This is a genomic window from Amycolatopsis sp., from assembly GCF_035276945.1.
Lineage (GTDB): Bacteria > Actinomycetota > Actinomycetes > Mycobacteriales > Pseudonocardiaceae > Amycolatopsis_E.
This window is the reverse complement of record NZ_DATELF010000103.1, coordinates 42,637-65,581: the sequence shown is the minus strand read 5'-3', so window position 1 is coordinate 65,581 and position 22,945 is coordinate 42,637. Positions and strand designations below refer to the sequence as shown.

Sequence of the window (22,945 nt, the reverse complement as noted above, 5' to 3'; positions counted from 1 at the left end):
TACGGATCGTCTTGGTAAACTGTGCGTGTGCCGAAGAACCCGATCGATGGTTTCGTGTTGAGCCGCTCGGACTTCCGCTTCATCGGGGAAGATCTGCAGCGTCCGGAGTGCATCATTGCCGAACGTGACGGCAATCTCTGGGTCGCGGACTCCCGAGGGGGTGTCGTTCGTATCCGTCCGGACGGCTCGCAGAGCATCATCACGCAGTCCCATCTCGCCGACGCGTTCTCGACGGCGGACGAGGCGACTCGATTCATCGATGGAACCCTTCCCAATGGCCTCGCTCTTGCGCGCAATGGAGACATTCTGATCTCCAACTTCGGGACGGACTGCCTCGAGCGGATGACGCGAACCGGTGAGACGACGGTGGTGATCGATTCGATCGACGGTGATCGGATCGGGAAGGTCAACTTCGTCTGCCGGGACAGTAAGGACCGCATCTGGATCACCATCTCAACGATGATTCACGACTGGCCGAAGGCGATCAGTCCGAACATCGCCGACGGTCGGGTCCTCCTCTACGAGGAGGGGCAGGGCGTGCGCGTCGTCGCGGACGGCATCCATTTCGCGAACGAGTGCAAGCTTGACGCTGCCGAGGAGCACCTGTACGTGGCGCAGACCGCCGGCCGCAGCGTCGTGCGATTCCGAATCGGCCCGGACGGGAGTTTGTCCGATCGTGAGATCTTCGGACCGGCTGATCACGGTCGTATGATCGACGGCATAGCGTTTGACAGCTATGGCAACCTCTGGGGCACGCACGTCTTCACGGACTCGATCTGGGCCATCACCCCCGAGGGGGAGTTCCGGATGATCTTCGATGACTCGACGCCCGAGCAGGTGAAGCGCCTCAACGACGCTTTCCAGAACGACAAGGTCGACACGGAGCTCTTGCTGTCGCTCGGAGGCGAGGTTGCCACGTGGTGTGCGTCGCTCACGTTCGGGGGACCGGACCTCACGACTGTCTATGTCGGACACCTCCGGCAGACCAGGATCCCGTACTTCGAGTCGCCCGTCGCCGGTCTGCCGATGGTGCACTGGAACGAGAGCGGGGCAGTGTGACCGCTCCCGCGGATGTGCCGGGGAAGGTGTAGCCGGTGCGACTTGTCACCTACCGCGTCGAGGAACGACGGACCGCGGCAGCGCGGGTGGATGGAAACGAGCTCGTGGAACTGCCCTACCTCGACGTCGGCGCGTTGCTCGCGCACGCCGACTGGCGCGCGCTCGCGCAGGTCGACGGTCATCGGCATCCGTACAAACCGGACCGTGTGGCCCCCGTGGTCCCGGCGCCACCGAAGATCTGGTGCGTGGGCATGAACTATGCGGACCACGCCGCTGAGGCGGCGAAGCCGACACTGCCGTATCCAACGCTGTTCGGAAAGTTCGCGATCGCGCTCACGGGGCCGCGCGACCCTGTCTGTCTGCCGTTTGCCTCCGAGCAGGCCGACTGGGAAGTAGAACTGGCGGTGGTCGTCGGGTGGGGCGGCAGGCATGTGGCGACGGAAAACGCGCTGGACCATATCGCTGGCTTCACGATCATGAACGACGTCAGCATGCGCGACTGGCAGCGACGCACGCCCCAGTATCTCCAGGGCAAGACTTTTGCGGCAGCGACACCACTCGGCCCTGAGCTGGTGACGCCGGACGAGGCGCCCGATCCCTACACGGGAGTGGCCCTCACCTGCCGGGTGAACGGTGAGGTCATGCAATCGGCGTCGACCAAGGAGATGATCTTCGGCGTGCGCGAGCTGGTCGCCTATGTCTCCACTATCGCCCCACTGGAGCCCGGCGACGTCATCGCGACAGGTACTCCGGCGGGCATCGGGGCGCTCCGCACTCCGCCTCGATTCCTGTGCCCCGGAGACGTTGTCGAGTGCGTCATCGACGGGGTCGGCGAGTTGAGCAATCAGTGCGTTCCCGAGCGGCGCTAGCGGAGACCACAAACTTCCGATGATCCGTCGGAGCAGCACGGAGATGACGAGGAGTTGGTGCGAGATGGGTGGCACGACCACGAGCGAGCGAGCCAGTTCCCTGCTGGAGGGGTTGCGCACGTCGCTCGCCTCTGACGGGTACGAGTTACGTGTCGAGCCGGCCGAGGCCGGAATCCACGTCATCGTCAGTGCCGATTCCGACACCTGTGCGGACTGCCTTGTCCCGGAGGACGTTTTCCGCGGGATCCTGAGCACCGTGCTCGAGAAGGGTGGCCTCGTGATGGCCCGGATCGACGTCACCTACCCGGCTTCCGGGGCGCATTGAGCGTGAACGCGCGGTCGGCGCCGGACGCCGGAGCGTCCGGGCCGTCCAGCAGCTGATGCCCGCGCCCGCACGGTCGGTCCGGCCGACCGATCGTCTCAGCGTGAGGAAGTGAACAGCACAATGGAGTCCGTGGTCGTCGTGGACGTCGTCCGGTCGCCCGTCGCCAAGGGCAAACCCGGCGGCGCACTGCACGAAATCCATGCCGTCGACCTGCTCGGCCAGGTTTTGGACGGGCTGATGCGCCGCAACCCGGACGTCGATCCGGGACGGGTCGATGACGTGATCATTGGTTGCGTCAGTCAGGCGGCCGATCAGGCCGGGACGCCCGGACGTGGTGCTTGGCTGGCCGCGGGCTTTCCGGAGCACGTACCATCAGTGACGATCGACCGGCGCTGCGGATCGAGCCAGCAGTCGGTGCATTTCGCCGCGCAGGGCATCATGGCCGGCGGCTACGACATCGTCGTTGCCGGTGGCGTCGAGTCGATGAGCCGGGTACCCATGGGATCCGCCCGGATGGGCGTCGATCCGTTCGGTACCGGTGTGGCGAAGCGTTACGCTCCGGGGCTGGTCCCACAGGGTGTCTCCGCCGAACTGATCGCCGCGCGATGGCGAATCAGCCGTGAGGAGATGGATGTCTTCGGCGCCCGGTCGCACAAGCGGGCCGCCGCCGCACGTGCGGCGGGAGCCTTCGACGACGAGATCGTGCCGATCGCGTTCGAAGCCGAGGACGGCCCGCGGCGCTTCGATGCCGACGAGACCATCCGCCCCCGCACGACTCCGGAGAAGCTGGCGCTGCTGGTGCCGTCCTTCGAGAGCGCGGAGTACTCGCGGCGATTCCCCGAGATCGCGTGGAGCATCCACCCTGGGAACTCCTCTCAGCTTTCCGACGCCGCCAGTGCGGCGCTGGTGATGAGCGAACGGAGCGCGGAGCAGCGCGGACTGGAGCCGCTCGCGCGCATCACCGCACTGGCCGTGTGTGGCTCGGACCCGTTGCTCATGCTGACCGGCCCGATCGCCGCCACGGAGAAGCTGCTCAAGCGCAGCAGCGTCGCGCTCGAGGACATCGGGCACTTCGAGATCAACGAAGCGTTCGCCTCAGTTCCCCTGGCATGGCAGCGTGAGTTCGGAGTGCCCAACGAGAGGCTCAACCCACTCGGCGGCGCGATCGCGCTGGGGCACCCGTTGGGCGCGTCCGGCACCCGGCTGCTGGCGACGATGGTGCACGGGATGGCTGCCTCCGGGGAGCGCTACGGCCTTCAGGTCATGTGCGAGGGCGGGGGCATGGCGAACGCGATGCTGGTCGAGAACCTTCGCCGCAACCAGACCTCCGCGGGGGTGTGATGCGCCAGCTGGATATCCACCCGACCGACCTGCCGGAAGACTGCGCTCGACTACGCGCCGATGTCCGGGCATTCCTGCGCGAAGAGCTCGACGCGGGGCGGTTCCAGCCGACTCCTGACGCGTGGCTGACCGGATGGGACCCGGGCTTCAGCCGAGCACTGGCCGAACGTGGCTGGCTCGGGCTCAGCGTGCCGGTCGAGTACGGCGGTGGGGGTGCTACCGCGCTGCAGCGTTACGTCGTCATCGAGGAGCTCCTCGCCGCTGGTGCGCCCATCGCCGCCCACTGGTTCTCGGACCGTCAGATCGCGCCCGCGCTGCTCGCCCACGGCACGGAGGAACAAAAGCACCGCTACCTTCCGGCGATAGCGCGCGGCGATTGCTTCTTCGCGCTCGGCATGAGCGAGCCGGACGCGGGGTCGGACCTGGCCGCTGTCCGCACCCGCGCCGAGCGCACGCCAGACGGCTGGCGGGTCACCGGACGGAAGATCTGGACGAGCGGCGCTCATCACGCCCACGCGCTCCTCCTCCTCGCCCGAACCGCACCGGTGGGGGACGGGCCGAGACACGCGGGGATGAGCCAGTTCCTCTGTGATCTGCCCGCTGGCGGTGTCAAGATCAATCCGATCCGCCTGATCTCCGGGGCCCACCACTTCAACGAGGTGGTGTTCGACAGTCTCGAGCTGTCCGCCGACGCACTGCTCGGGGTGGAGGGCCACGGCTGGGCCCAGGTCACCGCCGAGCTGGCGTATGAGCGCAGCGGCCCCGAACGCATCCTCAGCACGTTTCCGCTCCTCGCCGCCTTGGCCCGCAACCGCGACGGCCTTCCCGTCGGCGAAACGGAGCGCGCGGTGCTCGGGGAGCTGACCGCACGCGTCTGGTCGTTGCGGCAGCTCTCGCTCGGAGTGGCGGGCGCCCTGAGCCGCGGCGAGCGACCGGATTCGGCAGCGGCACTGGTCAAGGATCTCGGTACGACCTTCGAACAGGATGTGGTGGAGGCGGTGTTGCGGCTTGTGGAGCCAGGGTCGCTCGTGGCTCACTCGGAGCTTCGACGGATGCTCGTCCATGCGGCACTGCAGTCGCCCGGTTTCACCCTGCGGGGCGGGACGAACGAGATCTTGCGCGGTGTCGTCGCACGCGCGCTGGGGATGCGCTGATGGCCTCCGGTGAACTCGCGCTGCTGGCGCGGACGGGCGAGGAGCTGCTCAACCTGGCACGCAACCGTGCGGAGGGCGACGCTGCTACCGAGAGCGCCGCCGGATGGAGGCTGCTGGCGGAGCAGGGGATGGCCCGTGTCAGCCTTCCCGGGCCGGCCGGTGCCGGCGAGCCGCTCCGTTTCCTTGGTGCGCTCCTCAGGGCGGCTGGTCGCGCGGCGTTCTCGGTACCGCTCATCGACACCCACGTCGGCGTGACGCTGCTGAATGCCGCAGGCTTTCACCATGGCGATTCGGAGGACTCCGCCTGTGCGGTGGGGTTGGACCCGCGGCTGCTGTGCCCGTCGGCCCCGGCCCCGGCCCGCCTCGCCGTCGTTCATCCCGAAATAGCCGAGACGGTCGTGCTTGCCGTCCCGGACGGCGACGCCGCTCGCATCGACGCTTGGCGACGGGCGGACCTGAGTATCGATCCGGCGCGCAACATCGCCGGTGATCCGGTCGCCGTCCTCGAACTCGGTGCGCTGCCACATCCGCCGTGGTCCGCGAAGGTCGAGTTGGGCGTGGCCGGTCATGCCGCGCTGGTCGATGTTCTCGGTCGCTCGGCGATGATGGCAGGAGCGGCCGAACGAGTGCTGGAACAGACATTGCGCTATGTCGGGGAGCGGGAGCAGTTCGGGCGGGCGTTGGCCGCGTTCCAGAGCGTGCAACAGACCGCGGCGACGATGGCTTCAACGGTCGTCGCGGCATCGGTCGCCGCGGATGCGGCGCTCCTCGCGCTGGAGTCCGCCGCTGTCTCGGACGGTGGGCCGGGCAGGGCGGACGCCGACGTCGCGGTGCTGGCCGCCCGGCTTCAGTGCTCGCGCACCGCGGCTTTCGTCTCACGGGCGGCGCATCAGCTGCACGGCGCGATCGGGTTCACGGACGAGCATTCGCTCGGGCTCGCGACGACGCGGCTGACGGCGTGGCGGGCGCACGGTCCGTCCCACACCGCGGTGGCCGCGCAACTCGGCCGCCGCGTGTTCGGGTCGGGCGATGTGTGGTCGCTGGTCGTGGGACCGGGCACCTAGATCGGCGGAGTTCGGCCGGACCCTGGACCACGGAAATCCTCTATTAGACGGAACGTATCGTCTTGATTATCGCGACCCAGGTGGCTATGCTCGGGAAATCGGCTCGACGGGAGGCTCGATTTGCATACGGTGGATATCCATGCGCACATCATTCCCGAGGCGGTGCTCGGGAGCGCTGGGCCGCACGGGCCAGAGATGGCGATGACGGAGTCCGGTAGCTACACAATTCGAGCGAGCTCGCTCGTCGGGGTGGCGAAGACCATCGCGCACAAGGCACATGAAGCCGGCGAGGGTGGCGAGGATCCACGTGGCTGGATGGAGCGGCTGACCAGCCCCACCCGGCGCCTTGCGGAAATGGACGAGCACGGCATCGACGCGATGGTGGTGAGTCCTTCGCCGCCGCTCTTCATGTACGGAATCGAGCGCGAGTACGCGGTTCCGTATGTGAAAAAGTACAACGACGAGCTCGCCCGCTATTGCTCGACAGATCCCGGCCGCCTCTTCTTCCTGGCGGCGCTTCCGCTGCAGGATCTCAAAGAGTCGGTCGTGGAGGCTCGTCGGGCGATCCGCGAGTTGGGTGCGCGCGGGGTCTACGTCGGTGCCACCGATCTGGGCGATCGCGAACTGGACGATCCCGATTTGTGGCCGCTGTTCGAGGCCCTGATCGAGGCTGATCTGCCCCTGAGCATCCATCCCGGGCCGGTCTCGTTCTTCAACGGCCCACACGAAAGGTACCGCGAGAGGCCGGCTCTGGGCTTTCCGGCGCAGGAAACTCACGCGATCTTCCTGCTCATCGCGGGTGGCGTGCTCGACACGTTCCCGGACCTGAAGGTGTGCATCAGCCACGGCGGCGGGTTCTTCCCTTTCCAGTACTCGCGCATCGACGACTTCCTGCAGGTTGCGGATGACTCGAAGGCGAAGCGGCCGGTGGTCGAGTACTTCCAGCACCTGTACTTCGACTGCCTGCTGCACGATGTGCGGGCCCGCCGGCTGCTGCTTGATGTCGCCGGTATCGACCACGTGATGATGGGGTCGAACTATGCGGGGCTCGACTCGGTCGACGGCATCGCGCTGGTCAAGGAACTCAACTTGCCCGAGCAGCAGCAAACGCGGCTGATCGGTGGGAATGCGAAGCGGCTTTACAAGTTGAGGTGATCTCAGCAAGGTTGGGTGTTTGATCCGGACGACACGCCTGATTCGTTCATATCGGACGGTGCTGGTGTAGGCGTGGAGTCCCCGGTTGGAGGTTCGATGACGAACACGGTATCCACCGAAACGGGCCGGCGCGCACCGCGGCCGGGCGAGTCCGGCGGCGAGGATCGCCCGTTCCGGTCGCTGGTTCGCGAGTTGGCCGCCATCACCGTCGACAGCACGGACCTCGGTGCGTGGGAGCGGTTCGCGTCGGAGGTCCTCGGGATGTCCGCCCACCGGAACGGAGGCGAGTTGCGCCTGAAGATGGACGACTACCCCTACCGCTTCCTCGTTCGCGAGGCCGGCCGGGACGGGATCGCCGGGCTGACGTGGGTGAGCCGCGGCCCGGAACTCGTCGCCGAGATCCGCGACCGATGGGAGCTGCGCGGAGGCAGCGCCCGGCCGGCCGAGACGGCAGGCTGGAATCAGGCGGAGGCGGGAGAGTCGTACGCCTTCGAGGATCACCGGGCTCTCGTGCACCAGGTCTTCGACGTGCCGCCGGCTGGACGGTCGCCGTTCGAGCCGGGCCACGCCGTGTCCGGATTCGTGACCGGTGACGCGGGTCTCGGCCACCTCGTCCTTTTCGACGACGTTGATCTGGCGAACACCGTCTACGTGGACGCGTTCGCGATGTCGCTGCGTGAGGATGCGAAGAAGACCCAGGTCGGCGGCCGCGGCCGGTTTTATGGCTGCAACATCCGGCATCACACGATCGCGGCGGTCGAGGTGCCGGGCAAGGATCCCGGTGTCATGCACCTGATGGTCGAGATGCTGAGCATCGACGACGTGGGGACCGCGCTCGATCGGGCCAAGGCCGGCGGATGGGAGCCCCGGACATCGCTGGGCCGCCATCCAGACCACGTGATCTCGTTCTACGTGCCCTCGCCGGGCGGGTTCGACATCGAGGTCGGCTTCGACGGCCTGCTGGTCAACAGTGACGCGGAGTGGGAAGCCACCAAGGAATCCACTCGTGCCCGCTCGTGGGGGCACGCCGGAATTCGCGACTAGCGTCGGCCCGGGAAGGTGCGCCGACAATTTTCGGACCGCAGGAATTTATTGAGGAGGAGGACAGCGTGGTGATCTACCTGGATCCCGCGGGCCGGCCGGCGCGGGAGGTAATCGAATACGACCTGCGCGCCGATTTGTGCCCTCCGGTGCGTATCGGGGTGGTGTCCAACGGATTTCCCGATTCCGATCGCTTCCGCGACATTCTCGGACGGCACCTGAGCGACGCGCTCGGCACATCTGATCTGGTTCTGTTCGAGAAGGCCGATCCGAGCTCGAACTACAGCGACGAAGAGCTCGCGGCGCTGAGCGAATGCGCCGCCGTGGCCCTGGTCTTCGGTCACTGTGGCGGTTGCACAGCCGGCACGGCGCGGGACTCCACTGTTCTGACCGAGGTCGGCATCCCCAACGTCGGGGTCATCACGGCCCATTTCTGGGAGATGTTCGAGGCGCTGGTGGATCGTTCCGGGATCGTCGATCTTCCCGCCGTCGAGGTTCCGTACCCGATGCAGGGTCGAAGCGACGACGAGATGAACACCATCGCGAAGGTACTGGTGCCGCGCATCGTCGGCCTGTGGGAGGGCCGTGACCGGAAGGCGGCTCGCTGGCAGGTGGCGGCGTAGGTGATCAGCAAGCGACTCTCGGCCGCCGATGAGGAATCCGCGGCCGAGGCGCTCCTGGAGGCAGCGCTGACCGACGGCCTTCCTGTCGTCGTTCCCACCCCGGAGCGTGTCGAGCGAATGGTCGAGGCCGGAGGCGTCGATCCGGCCACGAGCCTGGGCGCCGTGCCGCCGATCAACGGCGAGGCGGTCGTCGAGAAGATTGCCGTCAACGCGGTCATGGCAGGTTGCCGGCCTGAGTACTTCCCGGTGGTGCTCGCCGCTACCCGCGCGATGTTGCGGCCGGAGTTCGGCCTGATGACCATCCAGGCAAGCACGGGGCCGTACGGCCCGATGCTCGTCGTCAACGGCCCGATCCGGAACGAACTGGGCATAGCGGGTGGCGTGGGATGCATGGGCCCGGGTTGGCACGCCAACGTGACGATCGGCCGGGCGATTCGCCTTGTGCTGATCAACATCGGAGGCGGTCGGCCAGGGATCGGCGACGCAGCGTCCCAGGGATCACCGGTCAAGTTGTCGTTCTGCTTCGCCGAGTACGAGGAAATGAGCCCGTGGACGCCGTACCACACGACCAGGGGCTTCGAGGCGTCGGACAACGTGGTCACCGTCATCGCCGCGGAGGGCACCCAGGCGCTGCTCATGATTCCGCCAGAGCCGGGCGCACGTGGTGCCACGCCGGAGGGGCTCATCAACACCATCGCCGCGCGAATCGTCGCTCCGGGCGGAACAGCGCACTACCTGGCCCGAGTCCCTGCGGCAACCGGAACCTTCACCACGGTGGCGCTCACGCCGCAGACCGCCCGCTACGTCGACGCCCTTGGCTGGAGCCGGAAGGCGCTGCAGGAGGCGGTCTGGGAGCGCGCGGTCATGCCGATCCGGGACCGCAAGGTCTATGCCACCGCGCTGGCCGACGAGCCGGAGGAATGGGAGCTCGACCCGGAGTGGGATGACCCGGACGCGGTCATCCGCGCCTACGACTCGCCGGCCGACATCCAGATCGTCGTGGCCGGTGACGTCCACTGCAATCAGATCATCCCCTGCGGGGCCTTCAAGGTCGGAGCCCCCTGTTCGGAGCGCATCTCGCTGCCACGCTGAGGCGGAGCCCCGGGGCAGGGCTCCCTGCCCGTTGCCGGCACGTTGAGCGACCGTGGTGCGGACCAGGTCATGCCAGGCGGTACTCGGAGAGAAGTGGGAATTCTGTCATGGGACGTCTCGAGGGACGGGTCGCCTTCATCACCGGCGCCGCTCGTGGGCAAGGCCGTAGCCACGCGCTGCACCTCGCGGCGGAGGGTGCCGACATCATCGCGGTCGACATCTGCGAGCAGATCGAAACCGTGCCATTCCCCATGGCGACACCCGGAGACCTCGCCGAGACGGTGAAGGCGGTCGAGGCTCTCGACCGCCGCATCATCGCCACCAAGGCGGACGTCCGGGACTACGAGGCGCTGAAGGCAGCGGTCGACGACGGTGTCGCGGCGCTTGGCCGCTTGGACATCGTTCTGGCGAACGCCGGCATGGGTGGCGCGTTCGGCCATGCTGAAGACCTGTCCCACGAGGGCTGGCGCGACACCATCGACGTCAATCTCACGGGCGTGTGGCACACCGCGAAGGTCGCGATCCCGCACCTCCGTGCGGGCGGCCGCGGTGGTTCTATCGTGATCACGAGCTCGGGCGCCGCTTTGGCCGGCGCGCAGAACATGGCTCACTATGTGGCGGCGAAAACGGGGAACGTGGGCCTGATGAAGGCGCTCGCGGCCGAGCTCGCTCCAGAGATGATCAGGGTCAACGCGATCTGCCCGTCGACGGTCGACACCACGATGGTTCGTAACGACGCCATGTATCGGCTTTTCCGGCCGGATCTGCGGTCCCCCGGGCTGGACGACGTCATCGATGGTTATCGGTCGATCAACGCGATGCCGGTCCCCTGGATCGAGGTCGAGGACGTTTCGAACGCCGTACTCTTTCTCGTCTCCGACGAGGGGCGCTATATCACCGGTGTGGCGCTTCCCGTCGACGCCGGCTTCCTCCTGCGGTAAGCCTGAATCGGGACGGCACGCGGCCCCGGAACACCGGCGGCGCGTGGTCGTTCTAGGACTTGCCGAGCCGACGACATTTTCGTGAAGTCGGCCGGAAGATCGGTGACGACAGCTCCCGGTGTCTCGCCCATCGCAGCGATGATCATCGTTGATCCCGTCTTGGTACGCGCCAGGGGAGCGCGCCCACCAGACGATTCGTATCGTTTCGATGGACTCCCGGCGTCCGGGTCGAGACGGAACGTAGTGTCTTGACAGAAGCCTTCGATGCGGAGACACTTGGCTGACTTCACATTCGCTCCCGCGACGGGTGAGGCGACGGTGATATCGCGCTGGCACGACGAGGTGGCATGCCATGAATGACCGGTGGCTCATACCGGCCGAAGACCCGACGATCACGTGCCGAGCGTTCGCGGGGCGGCTGAAGACAACGACGAATTCGCGGCATCGTCGGATGCTGGAAACGCACCTCGAGCGCGATCAGGCCGAAGCGGCGTACGACCTCGACCGAATTCGTCTTCACCGCCATTCGGCCATGGCAGGAACCGACCGCTCTCTCGCCATCGTGGAGAAACCTTTCGAAGGACCGTCGCGTACACGGTTCGGTGCGGCGCGAAAGATCTGCCACCCCACGATCTCGATGCCGGACGATCCAGCGGGGTCGCCGACGGGAAAGGACATCATGGGACGGACCGGTTTGATACGAGCACGGTCGGTGGCACTCGTCGCCCTGCTGGTGACGGCCTTGACCGCTTGCGGGTCGGTCGGCCGGGGCGGTGCGGGTGGCGGAGGCGCCGACCCAGCGGGTGTATTGAAGTACGGATACCCCCTGCCGGTCGCCGGGGCGCACTTCGACCCCACGCAGTCAGCGCTTGCTCCCGACGTAATCTGGATGTCAGCGGTCTTCGGAACCCTGATGTGGCAGTCGGAGGACGGCACCATCGTGCCTGGTATGGCCGCCGGGGCGGAGGTCGTCGACCCCCGGACCGTGAATATCACCCTTCGCCCGGGTGTGAAGTTCACCGATGGATCGGCCTATGACGCCGACGCCGTCAGGACCAGCCTCCTGCGGGCGCGCACGCCGGCGACGCCCGCGGCCAAGGGGGGCCAGGATCCGGCGATGAAGGCCCTCGAGGACGTCAAGGTCGTCGACCCGCTGACGGTGCTCGCGCGGCTGAAACAGCCTCTGGCCGGCGAATTCCTGATCGAGATGTCCCAGCGTGACGGTGCCATCATGTCCCCGAAGCAGATCGCGGAGAATCCGGGGGAAATCGACACCAAGCCGGTCGGCGCCGGGCCGTTCACTCTGGTCGAGAACACGCCGCAGCAGCAACTCTCCTTGCGCAAGAACCCCGGGTACTGGGATGCGGCGAACGTGCGGCTGGGTGGCGTCGACATCGTGAACACCCCGACCGGCCCGCAGCAGGTGAACGGGCTCCTGGCCGGTTCGCTGGACTGGGCCAGCTACGTGCCGGTCGACAACGCCGACAGTGTCGGGCGAAGCGGAGGATTCACGACACAAGTGTCTGCCGTCTTCAACGTCGAGCTCGCGATGTGTACCGGAAAGCCCCCGTTCGACAACGAGACCTTCCGCCAGGCTGTCCAGCTCGGCACCGACCGGGATCGTTACGCCAAGCTGGCGTTCGCGGGAAAGACGGTACCCGCGTACAGCTTCTATCGCGAGGAGAACAAGAACTTCGACAAGGCGGCGAAGGACGTCGTCAAGTACGACCCCGAGAGGGCGAAGCAACTCCTCGCGACGGCCGGCGTCCGGGACACCGTGGTGGACCTGCACTATCCGACCCCCTTGGACTTCGGCGGCGAGGCGGAGGTTCTGCAGTCTCAGCTTCAGGCCATCGGCATCAGGACGAACATAGTGGCCGATCGGGATATCGCGGCGGGCTTCATCGTTCCGCAGAAGCCGGGTGCGATGCTCTTCGCCACCATCGGGAGCACCGACTACGGCGTTTTCGCCAGGCACTTCGCGCCGGGAGGTTTGCTCGCCCTCTGCGGTGCCGACCGTCCCGACGTGATGCAGGCCGTCAATGAGGCCGCCGGCCTGGCCCCCGACGATCCCGCCGCGGTCGCGGCGTATCAGAGGGCGCAGCAGATCGTCGCGGAGCACGCCTACGTCGTGCCGATCGTCGCCTACCCCACGATCGCGGGCTGGAACACCGCACGGGTAGGAGGGACGCCGAAATTCAGCGCATTCGGCTACCCCGAGTTCGATTCGATCTTCGTCAAGAACTAGGCGGCGACAGTGACTTCGAGGGGTGTCTCGCCGACGACCGCTCGGCACAAGCCCGCCGCCGGCGGATCCGCTGTCCCCACTGCCACAGGGAAGGGAGTACCGTGCTCGGACTGATCGGACGACGACTACTGATCGCGGTTCCACTGCTCGTGGTGATGTCGCTCCTGGTGTTCAGCCTGGTCGCACTGGTGCCAGGTGATCCTGCTGTGACTCTGGCGGGCGGCGCCGACGCATCGCCTCAAGCGGTCGCGCAGATCCGCGCGGAGCTGCATCTCGACGAGCCCTTCCTGGCGCGGTACTGGACCTGGCTCGGCGCTGCCCTGCGGCTCGACTTCGGCAAATCGCTTTATTCGCAGCATGCCGTCGCCGCCGAGCTGGCCCAGCGCATACCGGTCACGGCGAGTCTCGCCATCGCCGTCTTCGTGCTCGTAGTACCGCTCGCCCTGGCTGTCGGTGTCTTCGGCGGACTGCGTCCCCGGGGGCCGTTGGATCGCGGGCTGATGTTCCTGACCAGCTTCGCACTGTCGATGCCACCGTTCTGGGTCGCTCTCGTGCTCATCGCGCTGTTCGCGATCAACCTGAGGTGGTTACCGCCTTTCGGCTACACGAGTTTCACCGAGGACCCGCTGGCATGGCTACAAACGATCATCATGCCGGCGGTCGCACTCGCGCTCGCGGCTCTGTCGATCCTGGCCAGGCAGGTGCGGGCCGGCCTCACCGACACCATGCAGTCGGCGTTCATCAGGACAGCATGGGCGAAGGGCGGCACCACCCGCCAGGTCGTCGTGGGCCACGCCCTGAAGAACTCCGCCATTCCGGCGGTCACCGTCATGGGTCTGCAGGTCGGGGCGATACTCGGCGGCACCGTCATCGTCGAACAGATCTTCAGCATTCCGGGCATCGGGATGTACATGCTCGAAGCCGTCAGCAACAAGGACGTCCCGGTCATCCAGGCGGTGACCCTCCTGTTCGTGGTCGCCAACGTCGTGGCCAATCTCGCGGTGGACATCGCCTACGGCTATCTCAATCCCAAGGTGCGTGCCTCATGAGTGTCGACAAGCCCGGACGAAGGCAGGGGGAGTTCCGTCGGGCCGCTCGCCGGTTCCGGCGCGATCCCGTCGCGCTGTTCCCGCTCGCCTTCATCATCGTCGTGGCAGCGGCGGGAATCTTTCACCGGGCTCTCGCGCCCTACGACCCCTCGGCTCAACTCGACGTGTCCCCGTTCTCGGGACCGTCCGCCGAGCACTGGCTCGGTACCGACGGCCTCGGCCGGGACACGTTCAGCCGGATCCTCGAGGGCGCCGGCGTCAGCCTACGGTTCAGCGTGCTGGTCGTCGGCGTCGCGCTTGCCGTCGCCGTCCCCATCGGTTTGCTGTCCGGCTACTTCGGCCGGGGTATCGACGTCTTCCTCATGCGGGTGATGGAGGCGATCCAGAGCTTCCCGGCGCTTGTCCTGGCCATCGCGATCGTGGCGACGCTCGGCCCCAGCCTACTGAACGCCGGGATCGCGGTCGCCGTCGGCGCCGTTCCGAGCCTGGCCCGGCTGACTCGAGCTCAGGCGCTCGCCGTGCGCGAAGAGATCTTTCTCGACGCCTCCCGCGCCATCGGCACTCCCACACGTCGCATCCTGTGGCGCCATCTGCTTCCCAATGTGCTGTCACCCCTGATCGTGCAGGCGTCGGTATTTCTCGGGTTCGCGTTGCTTGCCGAGGCGGGGCTCAGCTTCCTCGGTCTTGGCGTCCAGCCCCCGAGCGCGAGTTGGGGCAGCATGCTGAGGCAGGCGACGGACACTGTCCTGGCACATCCGTGGGAGGTGATCCCGCCGGGTGTCGCCATCGTCTTGACGGTGCTGGCCTTCAACTTGCTCGGTGAGGGGCTGCGCGTGGCTCTCGGGTCGTCGGCACCGCCTCGCAGGCGGGGCCGCCTCGGAATGACGATGGTCGCCCGGGAGGCTGAGCCCAGAAGCGCCCTCACACCTCCGCGAGATGGTCAGGACCTTCTCGTCGTCGACCGGCTGGCGGTAGAGTTCGCGACTCCCACCGGCAGGGTGGGAGTCCTGGACGACGTATCGTTCTCGATCGCACCCGGCGAGACGCTGGGCCTGGTCGGTGAAAGCGGATCCGGCAAGACCGTGACATCGCTGTCGATCATGCGTCTGTTGCCGTCTCCTCCGGGCATGATCACCGGAGGGGGAATCTGGTTCGAGGGTCGTGATCTGCTGTCGCTCCCCTTCCGCGACCTGGCGGCTGTCCGCGGAAGCGGGATCGCCATGGTATTCCAGGACCCTCTGGTGAGTCTCAACCCGGCGATGACCATCGCCCGGCAAATCTCGCAGGTGGTGCGCTGGCACCGGGGAGCCTCGGGGGACGAGGCGAACCGGCTGATGCGGGAAGCACTGGAGCTGGTCGGGATCCCCCGCGGCCGCGCCGAGTCCTATCCCCACGAGTTCTCCGGGGGCATGCGCCAGCGAGCGATGATCGCCATGGCACTGGTGTGTCGTCCGCGGCTGCTGATCGCCGATGAGCCGACGACCGCGCTGGACGTCACCATCCAGGCCCAGATCCTCGAACTTCTGCGTGACCTGCGTGCCGAGCTCGACATGGCGATGTTGTTCGTCACCCACGATCTCGGTGTGGTCGCCGACATCTGCCAGCGCGTCGCGGTGATGTACGCGGGCCAGATCGTGGAGACCGGTGACGTGGACGCGGTGTTCAAGAACCCGCGGCACCCGTACACCAGCGGCCTGCTGAAAGCCATGCCGCAACAGGCCAAGCCGCGCTCGGAGCTGTACGTGATCCCCGGCCAGGTTCCCGAGTTCGCTACCATCAAGGCCGGCTGCCGGCTCGCCTCTCGCTGTGACTTCGTGCGGGACACGTGCACCGCCCGGGAGATCCCCCTCATCGCCTCCGGGGTGAATCACCTCAGCCGGTGCACCCGCACCGCGGAGCTTGATCTGGCGGGCAGGTCATGAGCGCGGCACTGAACGACAAGTTCCGCACAAGCGGTGCGCCGCTGCTCGAGCTGCGCGATGTTTCGATGACCTTCCCCGTCCGGGGCGGCCTCTTGCGGCGGGTTCGCGCCCACGTCCACGCGGTGAGCGACGTGAGTGTCACGGTTCGCCCCGGCGAGTCGCTCGGGCTGGTCGGTGAGTCCGGCTCGGGCAAGTCGACCCTGGGGCGCCTGGCCCTGCGGCTGCTCGATCCGACCAGTGGATCGGTGCACTTCGAGGGCCAGGACGTCACCGCATCCGCCCGGAGCCGCCTGCGGGGCCTGCGAAGCGGTGCGCAGATGGTCTTCCAGGACCCCTTTTCCGCCTTCAACCCGCTCCAGACGCTCGAGGCGAGCGTTGCCGAGCCGCTGGAGGTCCATCTCGGGCTCCGGGGCATGGACCGCACGGCTCGGCTCCACGAGCTCGTGTCGCTCGTCGGGTTGCCGAGCTCCCACCTCGAGCGCTACCCGCGGGAGCTGTCCGGCGGGCAGTTGCAACGCATGGCGATCGCCCGCGCGCTCGCGGCCGCACCACGGCTGATCATTCTCGACGAGCCGGTGTCGTCGCTCGACGTGTCCACCCAGGCCCAGGTCATCAACCTGCTGGGAAGCCTGCAAGAGCGCCTCGGCGTCGCCTATCTCTTCATCGCGCACAACCCTGCCCTCGTTCGTCACGTCAGCGACCGCATAGCGGTTATGTACCTTGGGGAAATCGTCGAGATCGGTGAGGCCGGCGACGTCTACGAGAATCCCCGGCATCCCTACACCCATGCGCTGCTCTCGGCGGTGACGGTGCCGGATCCTCAGATCCAGCGGACGCGCCGGCGCGTCGTCCTCCGCGGCGATGTTCCCAACCCCGCCGCCCCTCCGTCGGGTTGCCGGTTTCACACCCGGTGCCCGTACGCGATGGATCAGTGCTCCGTCGAACCACCGCCGGCGTTCCAGACGAGGGACGGAACGAGTATCCGCTGCCATCTGCATACCTCGGGTCCGAGGCTCGACGGTAGCCCGGTCGCGGTCCTCGGAAAGCCACCCGCACCCACCGTGAGGGAGCGCGACCGGTGAGTGGAGCGGCAGTGGGTTGCCAGGCAGATGGGGAGCCACGACAACGAATCTCGAGCCCGAGTGCGGGATGGCAGGAGGAGCAGTGAGCCAGGGGCCGGAGATAGACGGCTTTGCCCAGCCACACGACATCAAGCTTCACTACACGGTGTGGAACGCCGACGCGGATGACACGACGCTCCTTGTGCACGGCCTCAATCGGGAACTTCACGTCTGGGACTCGGTGGCAGAGCGGCTCGCGGCCACCCGCCGCGTCATCTGCGTCGACCTGCGGGGCCACGGCAGGAGCGGCTGGGCAGCGGACGGCTACTCGGTCCAGGCTTTCGCGAGCGATCTCGCCGGCCTGCTCGACCACCTCGGAATCGAGGAGATCCAGTACACGTCGCATTCTCTCGGATCGCGAATCGGGATCGCGTTCGCGGCGACATGGCGCGGCCGGCTCCGCCATCTGCTCCTTTCGGAATGCGGGCCGGAGATACCCCGTGACCAAGCACTCGCGTTACGTGAGTTCAGCCGGAACCGCCGCAGCTGGTTCGATTCGCCGGAGGAGACGCTCGGCCACCTTCGCGCGCTCAACCCCGCGTGGCAGGACGAGTTCCACCGCAAAGCGCTGGAGCACGAATATCGGACGAACTGGGTGGGAAAGGTGGTTCGCCGAGCCGATCCGGAATTGCACTGGCTGTACGAGACGGAGATCGTCGAAGGCAATCCGTACCTGTGGGAGTGCTGGTCGCGAATCACCGCGCCGATCACGGTCCTCTGGGCGGCCGAGAGCGGCTTCTTCGATGATCGCATCATCGCCCGGATGCGTGAGGCGCAGCCCGGCATGTCGCTGTACCGGCCGAAAGGAACGCACTACTTCCTGCGTGAGTCCCCAGAAGAGTTCCTGCGTTTCGCCGAAGCCGCCCTGGCGCCGGTGCGACGAGGAGTGGCCCGAACATCGGGATCGCGCCGTGTCGAAAGGTGATCCGGAGCGTGTCCGGTCCGCTTTTCCAGAAGGAACGCATCCACGAGCTGCGCCGCGAATTTGTCGTCGACCGGCAGTTGTGCCATGAGCTTGCGATAGATCACGGCGCCTGCCCACATGTCCATGATGAGGTCGGGGTCGACGTTGGGTGCGATGAATCCCTCGTCGATGGCCCGCTGGAGGAGATCCCGGAGCAGAGTTCGTCGAGGTCGGATGAAGTTGGCGACGAACGACTGGAGCAGTTCGGGGTCCGCGACAAGATCCGTGGCGAGCGCGGTGATGAGAACGCCGCCGGGATGGCTCGCGAAGCTGCGGACGGCGATCTTGGCGGCGGCGAGGAGGTCAGCGGGGATATCGCCGGTGTCGGGCGGGTCCTGGATGATGTTGGTGGAGGAGATGGCTTCGGCCACGAGCGCGCCCTTGGACGGCCACCAGCGGTAAACCGTGGCCTTGCCGACGCCTGCCGCGGCGGCGATGGATTCGATCGTCAGCGTATGATAGTGAACGGTCTTCAAGAGGTCGAGGGTGGCCTTGATGATGGCCTTGTGCGTGTAGGGGTTTCGCCGATTGCCGCTCGACTGAGCAGGCTTTTGTTTCGGCGCCGGGGCTCGCTTCTGCACGTATCTCCCACTCCTTCTCCTTGTGGTCACAAGGCCCCCTGGGCGTTAGTTAAGTACAGTCTACCGGTCGCTTGTGGGAACCACGCAGGGTGACGGTGGAGTGGCGGGTACTTGCGTCGACCGCGTCGCGGCGGGGCTTGTGTCGAGTCGTATCGTCTTGACAAGGGGTGGTGCCGTTGCCTAGGCTCGAGGGCGGCCTTCGAGCGTCTGCGTGTGGTTTCCGCGCTCTCCCGGGTGCTCTTGGCGGCGCCACGAAGCGCGAGTTGGGCGGCGAACGCGCAGAGGGGACGGTGCGTTCATTGTCCGGCCCCGAAACTTTGTCGAGACGGCGAATGGGGCACTCAGTGATTCTCGGTTTCAGCGATGAGCATGAGGAGCTGAGGCAGGTACTCCGGCGCTTTTTCGCGGAAAAGTCGCCCGAGTCGGAGGTCAGGCGCCTGATGGGGACGGAGGAGGGCTATGACCCCACTGTCTGGAAACAGATGGTGAGCCAGCTCGACCTGCCTGGGCTCGGCATCGGCGAGGACTACGGGGGATCCGGTTCCGGCCAGCACGCGTTGACGGTGGTCTTCGAGGAGATGGGCCGGGCGCTGGTGTGCGCTCCGTATTTTTCGACGGTCGCGTTGGCCGCGACCCTCCTGGCCGTCAGCGGCGACGAGGCCGCGCGGCGAGACTGTCTTCCCGGCATCGCCAGCGGAGAGACGATCGCGACGGTCGCGTTGACCGAGGACAGCGGTCGTTGGGACGAAGCCGGCGTGAGAATGCCGGCTGTCAAGGACGGCGGGTCCTGGCGCCTGACCGGCGAGAAGACCTACGTCGTCGACGGGAGCGTGTCCGACCTGGTCCTTGTCGTTGCGCGCACTCCCGCGGGCGTCTCCTTGTTCGCCGTGGAGAAGTCTGCCGGCACCTACACCGCCGAGGCTCTCTCGACCCTGGACCAGACGCGCAAGCTGGCGAGACTTGTCTTCGAGTCGACGCCTGCCCGGTTGATCGGCGTCGAGGGCGAGGGATGGGCCGCGGTGTCGAGGATGCTGGACCGGGCCGCGGTGAGTCTGGCCGCCGAGCAGGTCGGCGGAGCTCGGAGAGTGCTCGAGACAGCGTTCGAGTATGCCCGAAGCAGAGTCCAGTTCGGGCAGGTGATCGGCAGATTCCAGGCGATCAAGCACCGGTGCGCCGATCTCTTCGTGGAGCTGGAGGCGGCCACGGCGGCCCTGCGCTATGCCACCTGGGCAGTTTCCGACGACGCCGCGGATCTGCGCATGGCCGCAAGCCTCGCCAAGGTGCGTTGCTCGGAGGCGTATGTCCGTGTGGCGGCCGAGAGTATCCAGATCCACGGGGCCATCGGATTCACCTGGGAGCATCCTGCTCATCTGTATTTCAAGCGGGCGAAGGCGAGCCAGCTCTTCCTCGGCACTCCGGCCTGTCACCGTGCGGTGCTGGTTCGGCAGACCGGGATCTGAGGCATGCCGGCCGGACCGATGGCTTCCGAGGGCGTTCGGGAACTGCGCTGACGGAACGGTTTGGCGATGCGGAGATGATCGATTCGCCGCACCTCATCGTGCGGCGATCGTGCGAGAGATTTCGAACAGAGGATCGGCCGGCGGATGCCGGCACCGGCGGGCCAATCGTTCAGTTTGCCCAGGTGCTCTTGTTCAGGGTGTTCCGGCTCAACGCGTCACGGCGACTTGCCGAGTTTGTGTGCGGGTGCTCCGGAGAGGAACACCTCGACCAGTTCCTCCGCGAAGGTGTTCCCGATGGGGGTGTGATTCAATGCGCGCCGGTACATCACGGCTCCGGCCCACATGTCCATGATGAGATCGGGGTCGACGTCGGGTGCGATGACTCCTTCGTCGATCGCGCGTTGGAGCAGTTTCCGGACAAGTGCGCGTCGGGGCTGGACGAAGGTGCTGACGAACGACTGGAGCAACTCCGGGTCCTCTGCCAGGTCCGCGGCGAGGGCGGTGATGAGGACGCCGCTCGACGGATAGGCGTAGTTGCGGATGGAGATCTCCGCGGCGGCGATGAGATCGGCGCGGAGATCATCGGTGTCGGGTGGGTCCTCGACCGTGAGAGTGGAAGAGATGGCTTCGGCGACGAGCGCGCCCTTGGAAGGCCACCAACGGTAGACCGTGGCCTTGCCGACGCCCGCCGCGGCGGCTATGGATTCGATGGTGAGAGCGGGGTAATGGACCGTTTTCAAGAGCTCGAGGGCGGCCTTGATGACCGCCTTGTGGGTGTGGGGATTTCGCCGATTGCCGCTGGACGGCGGTTTGCGCTTCGGCTGGGGCTTCGATGTCGCTGCTTGGTCTGGCACTGGCACCTCACTGGGGTCGCGGGCATCACCATCGGAGCGCACGCGATTCTAGACGATCCGTATCGTCTCTGCTCTGCGGAGTGCCGAAATGGATCTCCGGCTCCGGCCGGTTCCTTTCGCGCACGTCGCCGCGTTGCGCGCACAGTTCGGGAGGGTGGCGGCGGGCACGCTGCGTGCGGTGATCGACCCGCGGCGGATCGGGGCCACTCGAGATCGCACAGTCGATCCGGAACGTCTTGACAAGGCAGCGGCGGGCGCTCACGATGCTCTTATCAAGTGTGAGGCTCGACACGTTCTCTCGCACTCCGTCTGTTCGCGTTCGCCCAGTCGAGGACCTCTGCAGCCGTCACGAACCTTGGGCGTTGGCGTGCGGGGCCCTGCGCCCTTCGAGTATCTAGGGGTCTGGAATGCCTGAAACCCGACTGTCTGAAGAGGATCACGGACTGGGTATAGAAGTGGTCGATCGATCGACGGTGGTCGCCGAGACCGCGGTCGATCGCCGCAAGCGGGAGAAGGTTGAATTCGCTCAAACGAGGAGCGCGGGTTACTGGATCCTCGGGGGACTCGCGCTGGTTCTCCTCGCCGAGCAGGCCACGTTCGACTTCCTCCTGTACAACCCGATCCTCGGCGATCTCGCCGCCGAGTACAAGACCAGCAACATCGTCTGGGTGATGACGACCGTCCTGCTGGCGGGAGCCGTCCTGGTCCCGCTCTTCACCAAGCTCGCCGACGTGTACGGGAAGAAGCGGATCTTGGCTTTCGTGAGCGTCGTCACGAGCCTGGGATGCCTTGTCTGCGCACTGGCCCCGACCTTCGAGGTGCTGCTCGTCGGCCGGGCCTTGATGGCGGCCGGCGTCGTGCTTGCCGCCCTCTGCGTCCTGTTGATCCGGGAGGTGTTCCCGGTACGCAGTCGCGCTGTCGCCATCGCCGTGACGATGAACGGCGCGGGCCTCATCATTGTCGGTGGTCCGCTGCTGAGCGGGTGGCTCGTCGGCCGATGGGGCGTGTCGGCGCCGTTCTGGTTCCAGCTCGTCCTGTGTGCTGTCTCCGCGGCCCTGGCACTGGTGGTGGTTCCCGAGTCGCCGGTTCGTGTCGTCGCTCGTGTGGACTATCTGGGGGCACTTCTGCTCGGGGTGGGCTCTTTCTGCCTTCTGATCGGGCTGGGGCAGGTTCCGGCGATCGGGTGGGGCACGTTCACCCTCGGCTTCACGGCGGCCGGGATAGTCCTGCTCCTGGTCTGGATACTGCAACTGAACCGCAGCTCCGAACCCTTGGTGAACGTGAAGCTTCTGAAGCGGCGCGCTCTCCTGACTCCGACGTTGTCAAGAGCGTTACTGAACGGGACAGTGATCAGCGTCAACATCATCGTGGTCATCATGTGGTCCACACCGAGCTCTGTCGCGTCCTACGGTCGCGATCTCACCCCCCTCGACATCGCAGTCTGGTCCATTCCCTTCGCCGCGCTGACGGTCGGGGGCGGTTTCCTGGTCGGGTTCACCGTGCGATCGATCGGCTACCGCACGCACATGATCGTTTCGGGGTTCCTCCTGACGGTGGTCTGCATACTCCTCGCGTTCGACCTTCAGGGTTCCGACGGCGCGATGATCGCGATCTATGGTCTCGGGGGGCTCGGGAGCATGTTCCTCGCCGCGGCTGCGAGCCTCGTTCTGCTCGCGGCGCCAGAGGATCAGCGCGGCATCGCGAACGGTGTATCGCTGTCCGCGGCCTCGATCTTCAGTGCTGTGGCACAGGTCCTGATCTTCGCGATCCTCGGAAACTCGGTGATCGCGGCGGTCGGTGGTGTCGCGTTCTACAGTGAAGGCGCTTACCGCATCGCGCTGCTGACCGCGGGCGCGATCGCGGTTGCCGGTCTGATCACGGCCCTGTTCATACCGCATGGTCGCCGTCAGCCGCGGCGAGAGGTGGCATCGCCGGCGGAAGAGGCGTTGAGCCCGGCACACACCGCACAGCCGCCCGCCCCGGCTGAGCAGGCCTGACCCGCGCCACGGGCGGTTCGGCGGGCCGGCCTTCGGGGTGGACGTGACCCCGGAGGCCGGCGCGGTGGCGGGTGAGTGGATCCGT

The 22,945-nt window shown here is 66.7% G+C and carries 20 protein-coding genes; 18 read left to right on the top strand and 2 right to left on the bottom strand.

The window, feature by feature from the left end; all coding sequences use genetic code 11:
- Nucleotides 1-27 precede the first annotated feature (27 nt).
- The 16 genes from VJT49_RS18310 (at nt 28) to VJT49_RS18235 (ending at nt 17,929) form a co-directional block, all read left to right on the top strand.
- Entirely contained in the window at nt 28-1,059 is a 1,032-nt protein-coding gene (locus VJT49_RS18310; RefSeq protein WP_324166056.1) for an SMP-30/gluconolactonase/LRE family protein, read from the top strand.
- A gap of 104 nt (nt 1,060-1,163) precedes the next feature.
- Nucleotides 1,164-1,928 carry a fumarylacetoacetate hydrolase family protein gene (locus VJT49_RS18305; protein ID WP_324166055.1) on the top strand — a complete coding sequence of 255 codons (765 nt, stop codon included), beginning with the start codon at nt 1,164-1,166 and terminating at the stop codon, nt 1,926-1,928.
- 64 nt (nt 1,929-1,992) lie between these two features.
- On the top strand, nt 1,993-2,253 hold the full coding sequence (locus VJT49_RS18300; RefSeq protein WP_324166054.1) for a hypothetical protein: 261 nt from the start codon (nt 1,993-1,995) through the stop codon (nt 2,251-2,253).
- A gap of 120 nt (nt 2,254-2,373) precedes the next feature.
- Complete coding sequence (locus VJT49_RS18295; protein WP_324166094.1) at nt 2,374-3,594, top strand: thiolase family protein; 1,221 nt, start codon at nt 2,374-2,376, stop codon at nt 3,592-3,594.
- Complete coding sequence (locus VJT49_RS18290) at nt 3,594-4,748, top strand: acyl-CoA dehydrogenase family protein (protein ID WP_324166053.1); 1,155 nt, start codon at nt 3,594-3,596, stop codon at nt 4,746-4,748. The genes VJT49_RS18295 and VJT49_RS18290 overlap by 1 nt, the downstream gene beginning before the upstream one ends.
- Nucleotides 4,748-5,812 (top strand): acyl-CoA dehydrogenase family protein, encoded by a 1,065-nt coding sequence (locus VJT49_RS18285; RefSeq protein WP_324166052.1) that lies wholly within the window; start codon nt 4,748-4,750, stop codon nt 5,810-5,812. The genes VJT49_RS18290 and VJT49_RS18285 overlap by 1 nt, the downstream gene beginning before the upstream one ends.
- A gap of 129 nt (nt 5,813-5,941) precedes the next feature.
- On the top strand, nt 5,942-6,967 hold the full coding sequence (locus tag VJT49_RS18280) for an amidohydrolase family protein (protein WP_324166093.1): 1,026 nt from the start codon (nt 5,942-5,944) through the stop codon (nt 6,965-6,967).
- A 96-nt stretch (nt 6,968-7,063) separates the two neighbouring features.
- On the top strand, nt 7,064-8,011 hold the full coding sequence (locus tag VJT49_RS18275; RefSeq protein ID WP_324166051.1) for a VOC family protein: 948 nt from the start codon (nt 7,064-7,066) through the stop codon (nt 8,009-8,011).
- A gap of 65 nt (nt 8,012-8,076) precedes the next feature.
- Nucleotides 8,077-8,631 carry a UGSC family (seleno)protein gene (locus VJT49_RS18270; RefSeq protein WP_324166050.1) on the top strand — a complete coding sequence of 185 codons (555 nt, stop codon included), beginning with the start codon at nt 8,077-8,079 and terminating at the stop codon, nt 8,629-8,631.
- Entirely contained in the window at nt 8,632-9,723 is a 1,092-nt protein-coding gene (locus VJT49_RS18265; RefSeq protein WP_324166049.1) for a hypothetical protein, read from the top strand. It abuts the gene before it with no gap.
- A 107-nt stretch (nt 9,724-9,830) separates the two neighbouring features.
- Entirely contained in the window at nt 9,831-10,664 is an 834-nt protein-coding gene (locus VJT49_RS18260; RefSeq protein ID WP_324166048.1) for a mycofactocin-coupled SDR family oxidoreductase, read from the top strand.
- 889 nt (nt 10,665-11,553) lie between these two features.
- Nucleotides 11,554-12,912: an ABC transporter substrate-binding protein gene (locus VJT49_RS18255; RefSeq protein WP_324166047.1), complete on the top strand. Its 1,359-nt coding sequence runs from the start codon at nt 11,554-11,556 to the stop codon at nt 12,910-12,912.
- A 101-nt stretch (nt 12,913-13,013) separates the two neighbouring features.
- Nucleotides 13,014-13,961 carry an ABC transporter permease gene (locus VJT49_RS18250; RefSeq protein WP_324166046.1) on the top strand — a complete coding sequence of 316 codons (948 nt, stop codon included), beginning with the start codon at nt 13,014-13,016 and terminating at the stop codon, nt 13,959-13,961.
- The gene (locus tag VJT49_RS18245; protein WP_324166045.1) at nt 13,958-15,883 is read left to right on the top strand and encodes a dipeptide/oligopeptide/nickel ABC transporter permease/ATP-binding protein; all 1,926 of its coding nucleotides are present in this window, start codon (nt 13,958-13,960) and stop codon (nt 15,881-15,883) included. Before VJT49_RS18250 ends, VJT49_RS18245 begins: the two co-directional genes overlap by 4 nt.
- Nucleotides 15,880-16,965 (top strand): ABC transporter ATP-binding protein, encoded by a 1,086-nt coding sequence (locus VJT49_RS18240; protein ID WP_324166044.1) that lies wholly within the window; start codon nt 15,880-15,882, stop codon nt 16,963-16,965. Before VJT49_RS18245 ends, VJT49_RS18240 begins: the two co-directional genes overlap by 4 nt.
- Nucleotides 16,966-17,047: 82 nt before the next feature.
- Entirely contained in the window at nt 17,048-17,929 is an 882-nt protein-coding gene (locus VJT49_RS18235; protein WP_324166043.1) for an alpha/beta hydrolase, read from the top strand.
- Here VJT49_RS18235 and VJT49_RS18230 read toward each other — a convergent pair.
- Nucleotides 17,818-18,549: a TetR/AcrR family transcriptional regulator gene (locus tag VJT49_RS18230; RefSeq protein WP_324166042.1), complete on the bottom strand. Its 732-nt coding sequence runs from the start codon at nt 18,547-18,549 to the stop codon at nt 17,818-17,820. The two genes, VJT49_RS18235 and VJT49_RS18230, sit on opposite strands and share 112 nt — an antisense overlap.
- Before the next feature lie 332 nt (nt 18,550-18,881).
- Here VJT49_RS18230 and VJT49_RS18225 point away from each other — a divergent pair, with 332 nt between their 5' ends.
- Nucleotides 18,882-20,009, top strand: coding sequence for an acyl-CoA dehydrogenase family protein (locus VJT49_RS18225; protein WP_324166041.1), 1,128 nt, complete (start codon nt 18,882-18,884; stop codon nt 20,007-20,009).
- A 215-nt stretch (nt 20,010-20,224) separates the two neighbouring features.
- Here VJT49_RS18225 and VJT49_RS18220 read toward each other — a convergent pair whose 3' ends face one another.
- The gene (locus VJT49_RS18220; RefSeq protein ID WP_324166040.1) at nt 20,225-20,863 is read right to left on the bottom strand and encodes a TetR/AcrR family transcriptional regulator; all 639 of its coding nucleotides are present in this window, start codon (nt 20,861-20,863) and stop codon (nt 20,225-20,227) included.
- Nucleotides 20,864-21,318: 455 nt separating this feature from the next.
- On the opposite strand from VJT49_RS18220, the gene VJT49_RS18215 reads away from it, so the two are divergent.
- Complete coding sequence (locus VJT49_RS18215) at nt 21,319-22,860, top strand: MFS transporter (protein WP_324166039.1); 1,542 nt, start codon at nt 21,319-21,321, stop codon at nt 22,858-22,860.
- The last annotated feature ends 85 nt before the right edge of the window (nt 22,861-22,945 follow it).